A 14,078-nucleotide genomic window follows, 5' to 3' on the forward strand; every position below is an offset into this window, starting at 1 on the left:
ACAGCAGCGGCCGCGCCGAGCCGCACCGCTGCGCTGGCCACCGGTGTTGAAGGCCACCGGCTGGTCCCGCGCCTCTCCCATTTCTGAATGCATTGTTAAAGCGCTTGCACGGGCTGCGACGCCTGCCTATCTTCCCAGGCCTTCGTCGCAACAAACCGCGTGGGCAACATGGCAAACAGCAGCAGCAATCTCCAAAAATGGTCCGCCGAATTCCTCGGCACGTTCTGGCTCACCTTTGGCGGCTGCGGCAGCGCCGTGCTGGCGGCCGCCTTTCCTGAACTGGGCATCGGCTTCGTCGGCGTGTCCCTGGCCTTCGGCCTCACGGTGCTCACCGGCGCCTACGCCTTCGGCCCCATCTCGGGCGGCCACTTCAACCCTGCGGTTTCGGTCGGCCTCGCGCTGGGCGGGCGCTTCCGCGCGGCGGAACTGCCGGGCTACGTGATCGCGCAGGTGCTGGGCGCGGTGGCCGCAGCCGGCGTGCTCTACCTCATTGCCACCGGCAGGCCCGGCGCCGTGGTGGGGGGTTTCGCCACCAATGGCTTCGGCGAACACTCCCCCGGCGGCTACGGCCTCACGGCGGCGCTGCTGACCGAAGTGGTGCTCACCGCCGTGTTCCTGCTGGTCATCCTGGGCGCCACGGCCCGGCGCGCGGCCGGCGAATTCGCGGGCGTGGCCATCGGCCTGTGCCTCACGCTCATCCACCTTGTCTCCATCCCGGTCACCAACACCTCGGTCAACCCCGCGCGCAGCACCGGCCCGGCCCTGTTCGGCCCCTCCATCGCGCTGGACCAACTCTGGCTGTTCTGGGTCGCCCCCATCGCAGGCGCGGCCATCGGCGCGCTGATCTGGCGGGCCCTGCTGTCTGACGGTTTCGGGGACTGAAGGACGCAGAGCAGACACCAGGCCCTGGAGAACCTCTGCGAACTCCCAACCCGCTCAGACTGAGCCCAGCCCGAACGGCGTTGCAGAGATTTTCTAGATGAGAACCAGCACATCCCGCAGGTGTGCGGCCGTTTGAGCGAATTGCCGCTGCTCCAGCAAATTCACCATGGCTTCTGCGGACATCTGTGGTCGTTCCCAACGTGCGCGCATGCGCTTGAGCGCTCCCAATGCCCGGGGTGGGTGAAGCATGATCTGGTTCAACACAAACTGATCAGGTGTTTGCAGTTCAATGTCGAAGGTGTCGAGAACGGTCTCGGGAAAGTCCTTGACGTTGAAGGTCACGATGGCGTCCGCATTCCCCCTGATCGCTGCGGCCAGGACATGTCTGTCATTGGGATCGGGGAGCGTCTGTCCTTCAATGAGGCTCTCGTAGTCCAATACGAGGCAGTCGGGAATCGCTTCCCGCATCTGTTCCACCGCGTAGGCAATCTTCTCTTCGGTGCCTGGCTTGTTGGCCAGAAGCACCTTGGTCCACTCGGCTTCGATCCGGGTCGTCCAGCGTGCCGTGTACAGGTCCGCATGGGCCAGACTCAACAGCACATCCCGGCACAGGCGTGGGTACAGGACGCACGCATCGAGCACCGCCGTGTAGCACCCGCTCACCGCCATCTCAGAGGTCCTCTCCCATGTCATCCGAAAGCTGCCGCAGCTTGATGAGGGCTTCTTCCGAACGCTGCTTCTGCGCTTCCTGGTAGCGGACGAGTTCCTCAAACTCGATGCGGCGGTGCCGGTTGACCAGCCTGTGCCTGAGCCTGCCCGCCTCGATCTCCTTGATCACGAAAGGCCTGGACACGTTGAGAAACGCCGCGGCTTCCTGGGTGCTCAGTTCATGCTTCTGCGGCACCAGCACAACAGGCTCGCGTTTCGCCATCTGCCGCAACACCTCGGCGAAAAAGTACAAGGCCCGGGGAGGCAGCCGGAGCACCGGGGCCTCGCCCTCTTCGGTATCCACATCGACCGTGATCTTGATGGTGTCTGCCTTGGACTGGTCGAGCGCGTGCACCAGGCAACTCCTGGCCACGGCCGCCATTTCGGCCTCCGCCGCGTTTGCAGATTCCAGAATTTCTTGGGTCATGGCGCTCTCCTGATGGTGATACCCGTATGTAAGCAACCACTGCAGACGGGACTTTTCGCTGCCTTCAGCGTGCGCAAAGTATACGCATCAAACGAAATAAACGCATCAAACGAAATAAACGTAGCCAAAGAAACATGAGAAATCCATACGTCATCGCCCGATGACCGACACCCGTTCTTCTGGTTTCAACGAAGCCGCGCCATCTCACGCCGCCTGGAGCTGCGCCATCAACCCGCCCTTGGCGAAGGCTGTTCTCAGGCTGCCGGCCCGCTGCAGGGCGGGCACGACTTCGTCGATGAACAGGCCCAGCGAGCCCAGGCTTCCGCCCGGCAGTGCGATCACGCCGTCGATGGCGCCGGCGACCTGCCAGGCCAGGATCTGCTCGACCGCATCGTCCGGCGTGCCCACCACCTGCCAGTGGGCGGAAGAAACCACCTCCGGCGAGGACAGCAGCGCATCCAGGGTGGGCCGGTCGCTGGCGATGCGGCGCCTGAGCAGTTCGGCGTGGGTGCGGCTGCGCACCGCCTGCGCGGGCGCCGGGAAATCGTCTGGCCCCAGGCGGCGGTCGGTCGGCAGCCCCTCCACGGCAATGCCCAGGGTGGCGGCCAGCTTGGCCAGCCGCTGTGCTCTGCCCAGGTGCGCGTGCGACTGTTCGAACAGCGCCTGCGCCTCGTCGCGGGTGTGGGCCAGGTAGAGGCTCAGGCCCGGCAGCACGCGGATGTCGCGCTGCGGCCGGCCAAACTGTGCTGCGGCCTGCCGCAGCGCCTGGCGCAACTCGCACGCGGCTTCCACCGTGGGGGTGGCGGCGAACACCGCATCGGCGTGGCGCGCGGCGAAGGCGCGGCCATCCGCGGACGCGCCGGCCTGGAACACGGGCAGGGGACCGAACCGGCCCGCCGCGAGGGTCAGCGGTCCCTGTACCTGGAAGTGGGGGCCCTGGTGGTCGATGGGGCGAATCGCCTGCACATCGGCGTACTGGCCGCTCTCGCGGTCCAGCCTCAGCGCCTCGGCGGGGTAGCTGCGCAGCAGCGCCTGCACCACCCGCAGGCTTTCCTCGGCCTGCCGGTAGCGCCCGCTGGCTTCCAGAAAGGGGCGGTGGCCGAAATTGTGCTGACCCTCCAGCCCGGTGACCAGGTTCCAGGCCGCACGTCCGCCGCTGATGATCTGCAGGGATTCCAGGCTGCGGGCGATGTGGAACGGCTCCTGGAAGCTGGTGGACAGCGTGGTCACCAGGCCGATGTGGCGCGTGGCCCGCGCCACGCAGGTCAGCAGCAGGGTCGGATCCAGCCCGCTGGTGCCCGGGCCCTGCGCCTGCGACAGCGGGTCCAGGAACACCGTGTCGGGCCGGAACACGAAGTGCAGGCAGGCCTGCTCGGCGCGCCGGGCCAGTTCCACATACAGCTCCACGTCGTGGTGGCGTTCCGCCTGGCTGTCGGCGCGTCGCCACGCGCTGCCAGACAACCAGGTCGTGGCCAGCGACAGGCCGGCGATCAGGTGTCCGCTCATATGCCGGCTCCAGCGTCCTGGCCCGCGTGCGCGGCGGCGCCTTGCAGGGAGGCCACCGGCACCACCAGCGGCGAGCCGGTGACCGGGTCGCGCATCACCCGGGCCTGGATGCCGAAGACCTCTTCGATGCGTGGGGGCGTGAGCAGGTCCGCCGGGCTTCCCGTCGCCACGATGCGACCTTGCTTCATGGCGATGAGGTGGTGCGAATAGCGCGCCGCCAGGTTGAGGTCGTGCAGCACCATCACCAGCGACTTGCCCAACTCGCCGTTCAGGCGCCTGCACAGTTCCAGCACCTCCAACTGGTGGGCAATGTCCAGGTAGGTGGTGGGCTCGTCGAGCATGAGCACCTCGGTGTCCTGCGCGAGCACCAGCGCGATCCAGACTCGCTGGCGCTGCCCGCCGGAGAGCTGGTCCACCAGCCGGTCGGCGCTGTCGGTCAAACCGGTTTCGGCCAGCGCGCGTGCCACCGCGGCCTCGTCCTCGTGGCTCCACTGGCGCAGGAAGCCCTGGTAGGGAAACCGGCCGCGCGAGACCAGTTCGCGCACGCGGATGCCCGGTGGCACGGTGGACACCTGGGGCAGAAAGCCCAGTCGCCGCGCCAACTGGCGCCGGCCCATGCCGGCCAGCGGCTGGTCGTTCAGCGTGATCTGCCCGGCGCGCGGCTCGATGAGCCGGCACAGCGCTCGCAGCAGGGTGGACTTGCCGCAGCCATTGGGGCCGATGATGGTCGTGATGGTGCCGCGCGGGATGTGCAGGTCCAGCTGGTCGCAGACGACCCGCTGGTCGTAGGACAGGCGAAGGCCGGTGCCGGCAAACAGGTGTTGCATCAGAAGGACCTCAGTCGAGGAAGGGCGAAGACCAGGTACACGCCGCCGATCAGCGCGGTCATGAGGCCCACCGGCAGATTGAGTTCAAAGGGAAGGGACTGGCTGACGACGTCGACGCTCAGCAGCAGCAGCGCGCCCGTCAGTGCCGAAGGCCACAACGGGCGCCCATGGTCGCCGCACAGAAAGGCGACCAGGCGCGGCGCGGCCAGGGCGATGAAGGCGATCGGCCCCGATGCCCCGGTGGCCAGCGAGGCCAGCAACACCGCGCAGAACGCCATCAACCCTTTGACCTTGAGCGCGTGCACGCCCAGTTGGCGCGCCAGGTCATCGCCCATCTCCAGCAGCATCAGCCGGGACTGGCCCAGCAGCACGACGGGCAGCAGCACGGCCAGCCCCACCAGCAGCGGCACCGCGTGGCTCCAGGTGCGCGCGTTGAGCGAACCGGAGAGCCACAGCTGCGCCGACAGGGCCTGCTCCAGCTCGCCGCGCAGCAGCACCGCCTCATTGAGCGCGGCCAGCGTGGCGCCGACGCCGATGCCCACCAGCACCAGGCGATGGCTGGCCACCGCGCCGCCGCGCATCGCCAGCCCGAAGACCACCAGCGCGGTGAGCAGGCCCGAACCCACCGCGAAAGCGGCCGAGGTCACGCTGGACGTGCCGCCCAGCACGAAGTACACCACCGCCCCCGAAGCGGCGCCGGTGGTGAAGCCGATGACGTCCGGCGAGCCCAGCGGGTTGCGCGAGAGCGACTGGAAGATGGCCCCCGAAACCGACAACGCCGCGCCCGCCAGCAGCGCCGTCAGCACGCGCGGCAGGCGGATGTCGAACACCACCTTCCGCTCCAGCGGCGAGCCCTCGCCCCACAGCAGGATGTCCAGCGCCTGAAGAGGGTTCAGCGAAATGCGGCCGGTGCCCAGAGCCAGCAGGGCCAGCACCACCAGGGTGGCCGACAGCAGCAGCACGGCAACCCACTGGCGCGGCACCCACCGCACCGACCGCCGCCCCAGGTGCAGCACGCGCGGGCGCTCCATCTTGGCGAGTCCCTCGCTCACAGCTCGCTCAGCCGGTCGCGCCGGGCCAGGATGACGAAGAAGGGGCCACCGATCAGGGCCACCATGAGGCCCGCGCCCAGATCCGAAGGCGGGGCCACCACGCGCCCCACCACATCGGCCAGCAGCAAGGTGAACGCCGCCAGCAGCATGGACCAGCGCAGCAGCAGCCGGTGGTTGGGCCCCACCAGCGCCCGTGCCAGGTGCGGGGCGATCAGACCCAGGAAAGCGATCGGGCCGACGGCGGCGGTGGCGGCGCCGGCCAGCAGCACGATGGCCAGCAGCGACAGGCCCAGGATGCGGTTGCGGTGCACCCCCAGGGCCGCGCCCATCTCGTTGCCCAGGCCCATCGCATCCAGATGGCCGGCCACGTAGATGGCCAGGGCCAGGCCCAGGCCCACGAACGGCAGGGTGGCGCGCAGCACGTCGAGGTCGCGCCCCTCCAGGGCGCCCACCACCCAGTTGCGGTAGTGGTCGAACACCTGGTCCAGGCTGTTGACGATCACCAGTTGAGAGAACGACAGGCACACGGCCGATACCGCCACCCCCGCGAGCACGATGCGCGTGGGGCTTGCGCGCGCCCCGCCCGCTCCCGCGAGGCCCAGCACCACCGCGCCCGCGAGCAACGCGCCCAGCATGGCCGCCAGGATCCGCGCGCCCATGGCCACCTGGCCGAACAGCGCCAGCACCACCACCACGGCCAGGCTGGCGCCAGCGTTCACGCCCAGCAGGCCCGGGTCCGCCAGCGCGTTGCGCGTCACGGCCTGGATCAGCAGGCCCGCCGCGCCGAGCGCGGCCCCCACCAGCAGCCCGGTCAGCAGACGGGGCAGGCGCAGGTGCACCACCAGCAGGTGGTCGGGGTTGTCCGCATCGAAGCCGCGCAGCGCATCGAACACCGTCGTCCAGGGCACCGGCTTGGAGCCCACCGCCAGGCCCGCGAACGACAGCAGCAGCAGACCCAGCAGCAGGCCGGCCGCGACCAACCGGCGCTGGCGCGCCGCCAGCCCCCTGCGATCACCTCCCACCGCGGCCCTCATTTCGCGGCGGGATCCCGGGTGAAGCGGCGCCGGATGGCATCGACGATCTCGTTGGCGCTGTAGTAGTCGATGCGGAAAGAGTTCTTGCCCAGGCCATAGACCTGCCGGGCCTGCACGGCCGGCATGCGGGCCAGCACGCGGTCGCGCAGCAGGCCATCCACGTCGTTCTCGTCCTGCCGCAGCAGGAAGACCGTGCGCGCCTTGAGCGTGCTCAGGTGCTCGTACTGCGCCTTCACGAAATCATCCGGCGTGTCCAGCCCGCTGTGCCAGCGCGGATCGGGCTCTTCCAGCCGAAAACCCAGCGCGGCGAGCAGCAGGCCGTGCGAGCCGCGCGGCATCGCCACCGGGTTGATCATGCCCGGGCCGTTGTAGGTGACGATGGCGGTGAGCCCGTCCGGCACGCGGATCACCTGCGCCACCTGGCGCGTCTTCTCGGCGAACTCGGCGATGCGGCTTTCCGCCCGGTCCGAACGGCCCGTGGCGCGCCCGAGCTGGCGGGTGACGTCCTGCCAACTGTTCACCGCGTAATCGATCACGATGGTGGGGGCGATCTGCGAGAGCTCGCGCACCGCTTCCAGCGCCGAATCGGCACCGCTGTTGGACACCACGATCAGATCCGGCCTGGCCAGGTAGACCGCCTCCAGGTCCACCGCGTTGAGCGCCCACAGGCGCTGCAGCTTGCGCGATTCGGCCACCGAGGCCCATTGGTCGAAGAACCGCCGGTTGCCATTGGTGGACGACGCCACCACCGGTGCGTCGATGGCGAGCAGCGAGCCCGTGAGCGTGACCGACGTGGACAGGATGCGCCGGGGCTGCGCGGGAATGGACACCTGCGACCCGTCGGGGTTGCGGTGCACCACCGGCCATGGCGTGGGCGAGGCGGCCGCTGGCAGCGGCAGGGCGGCCAGCCAGGGAAGGCCGGCCAGCAGCCGGGTGGCTTGGCGTCTTTTCATGAGGTGCTTTCTGGTGTGGTCAATGCCGCGAGCTCGGGCTGGATGTGTGGCGGCACCGTGGCGTCCCACCCATAGGCCAGGGTTTCAAAGCGGACAAAGCGCTTGAGGTGGTCGTCGATGATGAACTGCATGGCCTGTATGCCTTCCAGGCTCTCAGCGCGCAGATAGACGCCCAGCGATTCGGCGTCGGCCTTCATCACGCACTGGCCTTGCAGGAACCGGACCTGCCCGTCCTGCGCGGTGAAGGCCGCCGGTACCTTGTGCGCGAAATGGCGGCACAGCTTGAGGATGTACTTGGACGCGTCGGCGGTCGGTATGCGGGTGGAAGCGTGGTGGGTCACTGTGGGGTTGTCCTGTCGATGTTTTTGTCGTGGTCGTGTCCGGTCTGGCCCGGTGGGGGTGAAGGCCCTGTCAGCCAGCGCACCGCGCGGGCCATGGCGGGGTAGACCACCGACCCATGGTCTTCCCCGGCGAAGGTCTCGGCCTGCGCGCAGACCCCCTGGCTGCGCAGCAGCGCGACCAGGCGCGCGAAGCGGCCCTGCAGGTCGCGCTCCTGGTGCAGGGCGCTGCGCTGCGCGTCGTCGCCCGGCATGGCCTTCTCGTCCGCGCCGATGCCCAGGTACAAGCGCCTGCCCTCGCACCGCCGCGCTAGGTCGTCCCGTTGCGCCACCTGCGCCAGCAGCCAGCCGTCTGCCCACCAGAGCGACGGGCTGATGCTGAAAAAAGCGCTGAAGCGGCCCGGCGCGTTCAGCAGCTTGTACAGGCTGAACAGGCCGCCGAAGGAATGGCCAAACAGGCCCACCTCCGCGTACCGGCAGCCCTGCTGCGCTTCCAGCCACGGCAGCAGGCGCGTGTCCAGAAAAGCCGAGAACGCGTCCGCCTGCCCGCTCTGCCATGCCGCGCCGTCCAGCCCTGGCGGCAGCGCCGGCAGGAAGTCGCGGGCGCGCTGTTCGCGGTCGTGGAAACGCACGCCCGGGTAGCCCACGCCCACCACCGTGCACGGCGGCGAAGGCGGCAGGCCGCGCTCCACGCGCGTGTGCTGCATCAGCGCCGCGGGCACCGCGTTCAGGTTGCCGTCCAGCACCACCAGCAGCCGCCGCGCGGACGCGGTCTCCGTCGGCCCGCCCGCGTGGCTGACCAACAACTGCCAGCAGCGGTCGCTGCCAGCCGCGCCGTCCCGCAGCTCGTGCACTTGCACGAAGGGCAGGCAAAGCGCCCTGGCCTCGTGCACCGTGGCGCCTTCCATCAGAAGCGGTAGTCGAGCTGGACGCCCACCGTGCGAGGCGCCAGCACGTCCTGCGTGGTCGTGCCCTGGAAGTAGGTGTTGATCACGTACTTGTCGAACAGGTTGTTCACGAAAGCGCGCACCGAAGTCTGCTTGTTGATGTCGTAGCTTGTGCTGATGTCCACCAGGGTGTAGCCGCCCGCCTTCGCTTTCTGCCCGGCGCCGGCCGCGTTCGAGATGTCCACGTAGTACTCGGCCACGTACTTGGCGTTGGCGCTGACCTGCCACTGCGGCGACAGCTTGTGGTTCACGCCCACGCCGAAGGTCCTGGGCGCCGCGTAGGGCAGCTTGTTGCCCACGTACGCGGGGTTGGCCGAGAACTTGTCGATCTTCGTGGACTGCAGGCTCGCGTTCGCATACACATGGGTGCTGCGGCCCAGCTCGGACGACACCTCGAACTCGATGCCCTGGATGGTCGCCTCGTCGACGTTGGAGATGAGGGTGCCGTTGCGGGCCTGGTAGTCCTTGTACGCGTTGCTGAACACGTTGACCGCCATCGAGCCCCTGCCTTCATTGAAGCTTCTCTTCAGACTCGCCTCGACGGCCGTGACGTACTCGGTCTCGTAGTTGTAGATGGCGCTGGTGTTCGTGTCCATGCTCACGCCGGCCGGGTTGTAGCCCTTGCGCACATCCAGGCCGAGCACCGTCCGGGTGTCGAGCTTGTAGCGCGCGGCCAGGCGCGGCAGCACATAGGTGCGGGACTCGTCTCGGCCCACCGTGGCGATCCCGTTGGTCACCGTGCGGTTCTGCGACTCCCGCTCGATGCGCCCGCCCGCGATCAGCGACAAGCGGTCGTTGAGCGGGTAGTCCACCTCGCCGAAGACCGAGGTGGCGTCCGTCTTGGTGTCGCCCGAGTAGCGGATCGCGCCCGCGTAGGTCCTGGACAGCAGGGTCAGGTCGTCCTTGAAGTAGGAAGCCCCCACCATGGACTTCATCGCCGAGTCCGGCGAACCCAGGTTCAGCCGGGCCTCCAGGCCGACGCCGTTCTGGTCGGACCGCGTGTTGAAGTAGTTGTTCGTGTTGGTCACGGCGGGCGCCGTCTGGTTGTGGACGAAGCCCGCATCCAGCTTGTAGGCGGACATCAGCACGTCGACCGACCGGTGCGCATCCAGCTGGTAGGTGGTGTTCGAGATCACCGTGTTCATGGTCGTGTCGCCGATGCGGTGGTTCACCTGGTCCGTCGACGCCCGGTAGTCGCCAGCGTCGCCCAGGTTGACCTGGTTCAGGTACGGCCCCTTTTGCGACTGGTGCTGCAGGTCCAGGCGGCTGAGCAGGTCCGGGTTGTCCTTGGGCGCCCAGAGCAGCTTGGCCTTGATGTCGCTGCGCCGCACCTTGTCCGGGTCGGACGAGTAGTCCACCCCCGGGTTGGCGTTGGTGTCCACGTAGTCGATGAAGTGCGAGCCGCCGGTGACGTCCGCGCTCAGACGGTAGGCCAGGCTGTCTGACAGAGGCCCGGAGATGACGGCGGCCGTCTGGCCCAGCAGCTTGCCGTTGGCCTGTTGCAACCCCAGGCGCAAGGCCCCTTCCTTCTTGAAAGTCGGGTCCTTGCTCTTGAGAACGATGGCGCCGCCCACCGCCGAGCGGCCCTGCATCGTCGACTGCGGCCCGCGCAGCACCTCCACCTGTTCGATGTCCCACAGCCCGGTGCCCAGCAGGTTGCCACCCGTCCACACCTGGCTCACGCCGTCCAGGACGGTCGCCGTCCGGGCGCGGGTGGCGCCCCGCCACGCCAGCGAAGAAAAGCCCGGGCCGGCGCCGTTGGAGCCCCGGATGTTGGCGATGCCCCCGAACTCGCCGATGGTCACGTTCGGCACCTCCGAGACCAGCTCCAGCACGGTCTTCCTGTCCCTGGCCGCGATGTCCTCGGCCGTGAACACCGTGACCGCGCTGGTCGAATCCTGCGCGCTGCGCCCCATCTTCTCCCCCATCACGGTCACCGTCACCGGCGCCAGCTCCACCGGCTGGGCCTGCTGCTGGGCCGTGGCCAGCGAAGGCAGGGCCGCCAGCGCGCAGTGCACGGCCAGGGCCAAGGTGGAAGGAAGGGGGCGGTGGCGCAGGCGCGGATGGGATACAGGTGACATGAACGGCTCCGGGGTGTGTTTCGGGGCGCACAGTGGCGCCCCGCGATCGCTACAATTCGAAACCGTCAACGATAATCATTCTCATTGAGATCGACTTATGGGAAACGATCAACTGCTGTTGTGCGGGACGCACGCCGGTCGTCCGGGCGATCCGCCGGCGGTCCCGGACGCGGCGGCTGCCCCCGCCACCGGGCGGCACCGGCCCGGCGCCCTCATCGAAGAGGTGGACGGGCTGTGCGCGTTCGACACCCTGTCCATCCAGCTCCAGATCCACGCCAACGACACGCGGGAGCGCAAGTCGCTCTCGCACGGCTTCGACATGCCTCCCCAACTGACGGTGATGCTGCTGCTCGAAGGCGAGGTGCGGGTCTCCATCAACCAGACCCACTGCCTCATGTCGGCGCGCAAAGGGCCCGTGGGCTACCTCTGGCTCATGACGCGGCCCGGCGTGCTCGTGCGCCACATCCAGGCCGGGCAGCGTGTGCGCAAGGTCAACGTCACCGTGCCGCTGGAAGGCGCGGGAAGCATCCGCCTGCCCCGCGAACTGAGCGAACACATCAGCCTGGACGACCCGCGTGCCGGCGTGGCCCGCTGGTCACCCTCGCCGCAGGCGCTGCGCTGCGCCCAGGAAATCCTCACCCAGAACGGCCGGCGAGACAGCAGCCTGCATTCGCTGCAGGCCTACATCTCCGGCCTGAGCCTGCTCCAGCAGGCCCTGCGCATTGGGCACGAGGGTTGCCGCCCGCCCACACCGGTGGCGCAACGGCAACCCGCCGTCAAGGACAGGGACGCCGTGCGCGCCCGCAAGATCCGCGACTGCATCCTCCTGAGCGAAGAGCACCACAGCGCCACCCCGCAGGCCCTCGCCCAGAAACTGGGCATGAGCGTGAGCACCCTGCAGCGCCTGTTCAAGGCCGCCTACGGCACATCGGTGATGGAGTTCCAGCGCACCGAACGCCTCAACGCCGCGCGCGCGCAACTGCTTGAAGGCGGGCTGACCGTCGGCGAAGCCGGCTACCGGGCGGGCTACTCCACGGTGTCCAACTTCTCCTCCGCTTTCCACCGCACCTTCGGCTACCCGCCCTCGGCCTGCGTGCGGCGCTGACCCGCTAGCGAGCCAGCGCACCACCCGCCGCCTGCCGCGCGAAGCGCCCCGGCGGTTCCCCCACATGCCGGTGGAACGCCGTGCTGAAGGTGCTGGCCGAGCCGTAGCCCACCCGCTCCGCCACCTCGGCAATGGGTACATCGCCACGGCGCAGCAGGTCTTTGGCCAGGGCCATGCGCCAGGCCTGCAGGTACTCCATGGGCGGCTGGCCCACGGCGCGCGAGAAACGCTCGAAGAAGGTTGAGCGCGAGAGCGCGGCCTCCCGGGCCAGTGCCTCCACCGTCCAGGGCTGTGCGGGCGCGCCGTGCATGAGCCGCAGGCCCCGGGCCACCCGCGCATCGCCCAGGCCACGCAGCAGGCCCGGCGGCGCGGCACCGCCCTCGGCGCTGGCGCGCAGCGCCTCGATCAGCAGCACCTCCACCAGCCGGCCCAGCACCAGGTCCCGTCCCGGCCGTTCGCCCAGGGACTCGTCCCGCACCAGCTTCACCAGCACCGTCAGGCGCTCTGCCCCCTGCACATGCAGCAGCACCGGCAACAGCGACACCAGCAGCGCCGCGTCGGGCGAGTCGAACGCGAAATAGCCGCCCAGCATGCGCACCTCCGGCGGCCCCGTGCGCCGCCCGTGGCGCAGCTCGCCCGCCGTGCCGGCGCCGTCGTCCCGCGTGTCATCAGGGTTCATGAACACCGGCACCGCCGGTGCCTCGCTGCCCAGCGTGAAGCCCGGCGTGGCCGGCATCAGCACGAAGTCGCCCGCCTGCAGCGTGGCGGGCGCCTGCCCCTCCACCGCCAGCACGCACTGCCCCTCCAGCAGGGCGCAGAAGCTGGGTTGGCCAAACGCCGCGTAGCGCACCGCCCAGGCACCCGCGCCGCTGATCACCTTGGAAAACACCGCGCGCGGCCGCAGCAGCGCCATCACCTCCGCCAGAGGGTCGGTCATGATCGGACTTTTACAAATAAATAATGGACTTTTGATTGTAGTTAATCCGGACCTCCGCCGGTATCGTGGCGCCTTCTTTCTTCTTTCTTTCTTCAACCACCTCAGCAGGAGCTTCGCCATGACCACCCCCACCATCCTCATCACCGGCTGCTCGTCTGGCTACGGCCTGGAAACCGCGCGCCACTTCCATGCCCAGGGCTGGCAGGTCGTTGCCACCATGCGCAACCCGCGCGCCGCCGCCCCGCTGCTGCCGGAGCCCTCCCCGCGCCTGCGCGTGCTGCCGCTGGACGTGACCCGCCCCGAAAGCATCCAGCAGGCGCTGCAAGCCGCCGGCCCCATCGACGTGCTGGTCAACAACGCCGGGCTCGGGCTCTTCGGCGCCTTCGAGGCCACCCCCATGGTCACCGTGCGCGAGATCTTCGAGACCAACACCTTCGGCACCATGGCCATGACCCAGGCCGTGCTGCCCCAGTTTCGCGCCCGGGGCGCCGGGCTGGTGGTCAACGTCACCTCCAGCGCCACCCTGGCACCCATGCCCCTGGTGGCCGCCTACACCGCCAGCAAGACCGCCATCGAAGGCTTCACCGCCTCGCTCGCCTTCGAGCTGCAAGCCTTCGGCGTGCGCGTGAAACTCATCGAGCCGGGCTACGCCCCCACCACCCGCTTCACCGCCAACGGCAGCGAACGCATGCAGGGCCTGATCCCGCCGGCCTACGCGCCGTACGCCCAGTCCGTCTTCGCCGCGCTGGGGCAGCCCGCCGCGCTGACCAGCGAACTCGACGTGGCAGAGGCCGTCTGGCTGGCGGTGCATGACCAGGAGGAACCGGGCAGACTGCGTTACGCGGCCGGGGCGGACGCGGTGGCGCTGGCATCGGCTGGTGCTGCTGCCACTGGTGCTGCCGTGGCTTAGGCCATGGCCCTGCGCCCGCCGTGGGCGGCGAACGGCCAAAAGAAAGAAAGGGCGGTCGATTCCCGGCCAGCCGCTTCGTCGTTCATGAGAACAGACCAGACCAGACCAGACCGACCACGCGCGCGTCTTCTTTCTTCCTCTTCCTCAACCCACCAGACTGCAAGCACCCCACCATGACCCTGAAGAAATACCTAGGCCTCGCCTACTTCACCCCCGAAAAATTCGCCGCCATGCCGCCCGACGACGTGCAGAAACTGGTGAGCCAATGCCCGCCCCTGGACGAAAAGATGCACGCCACCGGCAAGGTGCTGGTCGCCGCCTCCCTGGGTGACCTGGAGCACTGGAAGACCCTGCGCCCAAGCAAAGGCAAG

14 protein-coding genes and 1 pseudogene are annotated in these 14,078 nt (G+C 68.8%); 4 read left to right on the top strand and 11 right to left on the bottom strand.

Annotated features, from left to right (window positions below; translation table 11 throughout):
- The first annotated feature begins 168 nt into the window (after positions 1 to 168).
- Complete coding sequence (gene aqpZ / locus KIT53_RS17315) at positions 169 to 882, top strand: aquaporin Z (RefSeq protein WP_297755194.1); 714 nt, start codon at positions 169 to 171, stop codon at positions 880 to 882.
- A 93-nt stretch (positions 883 to 975) separates the two neighbouring features.
- Here aqpZ and KIT53_RS17320 read toward each other — a convergent pair whose 3' ends face one another.
- From KIT53_RS17320 to KIT53_RS17365, 10 genes are all read right to left on the bottom strand, one after another.
- Entirely contained in the window at positions 976 to 1,551 is a 576-nt protein-coding gene (locus tag KIT53_RS17320) for a PIN domain-containing protein (RefSeq protein ID WP_297755196.1), read from the bottom strand.
- A gap of 1 nt (position 1,552) precedes the next feature.
- Complete coding sequence (locus tag KIT53_RS17325; RefSeq protein ID WP_297755199.1) at positions 1,553 to 2,017, bottom strand: helix-turn-helix domain-containing protein; 465 nt, start codon at positions 2,015 to 2,017, stop codon at positions 1,553 to 1,555.
- Positions 2,018 to 2,221: 204 nt separating this feature from the next.
- Complete coding sequence (locus KIT53_RS17330; RefSeq protein WP_297755201.1) at positions 2,222 to 3,523, bottom strand: NtaA/DmoA family FMN-dependent monooxygenase; 1,302 nt, start codon at positions 3,521 to 3,523, stop codon at positions 2,222 to 2,224.
- Positions 3,520 to 4,350, bottom strand: coding sequence for an ABC transporter ATP-binding protein (locus tag KIT53_RS17335; RefSeq protein ID WP_297755204.1), 831 nt, complete (start codon positions 4,348 to 4,350; stop codon positions 3,520 to 3,522). Before KIT53_RS17335 ends, KIT53_RS17330 begins: the two co-directional genes overlap by 4 nt.
- Positions 4,350 to 5,402, bottom strand: coding sequence for an iron chelate uptake ABC transporter family permease subunit (locus tag KIT53_RS17340; RefSeq protein ID WP_297755207.1), 1,053 nt, complete (start codon positions 5,400 to 5,402; stop codon positions 4,350 to 4,352). The genes KIT53_RS17335 and KIT53_RS17340 overlap by 1 nt, the downstream gene beginning before the upstream one ends.
- The gene (locus KIT53_RS17345) at positions 5,399 to 6,424 is read right to left on the bottom strand and encodes an iron ABC transporter permease (RefSeq protein ID WP_297755209.1); all 1,026 of its coding nucleotides are present in this window, start codon (positions 6,422 to 6,424) and stop codon (positions 5,399 to 5,401) included. The genes KIT53_RS17340 and KIT53_RS17345 overlap by 4 nt, the downstream gene beginning before the upstream one ends.
- An 8-nt stretch (positions 6,425 to 6,432) precedes the next feature.
- The gene (gene fepB, locus KIT53_RS17350; protein WP_297755211.1) at positions 6,433 to 7,389 is read right to left on the bottom strand and encodes a Fe2+-enterobactin ABC transporter substrate-binding protein; all 957 of its coding nucleotides are present in this window, start codon (positions 7,387 to 7,389) and stop codon (positions 6,433 to 6,435) included.
- Positions 7,386 to 7,730, bottom strand: a complete 345-nt coding sequence (locus KIT53_RS17355) for a DUF2218 domain-containing protein (RefSeq protein WP_297755213.1) — start codon at positions 7,728 to 7,730, stop codon at positions 7,386 to 7,388. The genes fepB and KIT53_RS17355 overlap by 4 nt, the downstream gene beginning before the upstream one ends.
- Positions 7,727 to 8,635, bottom strand: coding sequence for an alpha/beta hydrolase-fold protein (locus tag KIT53_RS17360; RefSeq protein WP_297755215.1), 909 nt, complete (start codon positions 8,633 to 8,635; stop codon positions 7,727 to 7,729). Before KIT53_RS17360 ends, KIT53_RS17355 begins: the two co-directional genes overlap by 4 nt.
- On the bottom strand, positions 8,635 to 10,755 hold the full coding sequence (locus tag KIT53_RS17365) for a TonB-dependent receptor (RefSeq protein ID WP_297755218.1): 2,121 nt from the start codon (positions 10,753 to 10,755) through the stop codon (positions 8,635 to 8,637). Before KIT53_RS17365 ends, KIT53_RS17360 begins: the two co-directional genes overlap by 1 nt.
- A gap of 97 nt (positions 10,756 to 10,852) precedes the next feature.
- Here KIT53_RS17365 and KIT53_RS17370 point away from each other — a divergent pair, with 97 nt between their 5' ends.
- A complete protein-coding gene (locus KIT53_RS17370; protein ID WP_297755221.1) occupies positions 10,853 to 11,860 on the top strand; it encodes an AraC family transcriptional regulator in 1,008 nt (335 codons plus the stop codon).
- A 4-nt stretch (positions 11,861 to 11,864) separates the two neighbouring features.
- Here KIT53_RS17370 and KIT53_RS17375 read toward each other — a convergent pair whose 3' ends face one another.
- A complete protein-coding gene (locus KIT53_RS17375; RefSeq protein ID WP_297755223.1) occupies positions 11,865 to 12,797 on the bottom strand; it encodes an AraC family transcriptional regulator in 933 nt (310 codons plus the stop codon).
- Positions 12,798 to 12,915: 118 nt separating this feature from the next.
- On the opposite strand from KIT53_RS17375, the gene KIT53_RS17380 reads away from it, so the two are divergent.
- Both KIT53_RS17380 and KIT53_RS17385 read left to right on the top strand, forming a co-directional pair.
- Positions 12,916 to 13,707: an SDR family oxidoreductase gene (locus KIT53_RS17380; protein ID WP_297755226.1), complete on the top strand. Its 792-nt coding sequence runs from the start codon at positions 12,916 to 12,918 to the stop codon at positions 13,705 to 13,707.
- A 173-nt stretch (positions 13,708 to 13,880) separates the two neighbouring features.
- Positions 13,881 to 14,078: pseudogene (locus tag KIT53_RS17385) on the top strand (hypothetical protein); the annotation flags it as partial.

Origin of the sequence: Hydrogenophaga sp., from assembly GCF_026125785.1 — a bacterium.
Classification (GTDB): domain Bacteria; phylum Pseudomonadota; class Gammaproteobacteria; order Burkholderiales; family Burkholderiaceae_C; genus Hydrogenophaga.

What these genes read in the sequence shown, in the direction of transcription:
- aqpZ (WP_297755194.1), top strand. Translation starts at nt 169, where the DNA reads ATGGCAAACAGCAGCAGCAATCTCCAAAAATGGTCCGCCGAATTCCTC.
- KIT53_RS17320 (WP_297755196.1), bottom strand. Translation starts at nt 1,551, where the DNA reads ATGGCGGTGAGCGGGTGCTACACGGCGGTGCTCGATGCGTGCGTCCTG.
- KIT53_RS17325 (WP_297755199.1), bottom strand. Translation starts at nt 2,017, where the DNA reads ATGACCCAAGAAATTCTGGAATCTGCAAACGCGGCGGAGGCCGAAATG.
- KIT53_RS17330 (WP_297755201.1), bottom strand. Translation starts at nt 3,523, where the DNA reads ATGAGCGGACACCTGATCGCCGGCCTGTCGCTGGCCACGACCTGGTTG.
- KIT53_RS17335 (WP_297755204.1), bottom strand. Translation starts at nt 4,350, where the DNA reads ATGCAACACCTGTTTGCCGGCACCGGCCTTCGCCTGTCCTACGACCAG.
- fepB (WP_297755211.1), bottom strand. Translation starts at nt 7,389, where the DNA reads ATGAAAAGACGCCAAGCCACCCGGCTGCTGGCCGGCCTTCCCTGGCTG.
- KIT53_RS17360 (WP_297755215.1), bottom strand. Translation starts at nt 8,635, where the DNA reads ATGGAAGGCGCCACGGTGCACGAGGCCAGGGCGCTTTGCCTGCCCTTC.
- KIT53_RS17365 (WP_297755218.1), bottom strand. Translation starts at nt 10,755, where the DNA reads ATGTCACCTGTATCCCATCCGCGCCTGCGCCACCGCCCCCTTCCTTCC.
- KIT53_RS17370 (WP_297755221.1), top strand. Translation starts at nt 10,853, where the DNA reads ATGGGAAACGATCAACTGCTGTTGTGCGGGACGCACGCCGGTCGTCCG.
- KIT53_RS17375 (WP_297755223.1), bottom strand. Translation starts at nt 12,797, where the DNA reads ATGACCGACCCTCTGGCGGAGGTGATGGCGCTGCTGCGGCCGCGCGCG.
- KIT53_RS17380 (WP_297755226.1), top strand. Translation starts at nt 12,916, where the DNA reads ATGACCACCCCCACCATCCTCATCACCGGCTGCTCGTCTGGCTACGGC.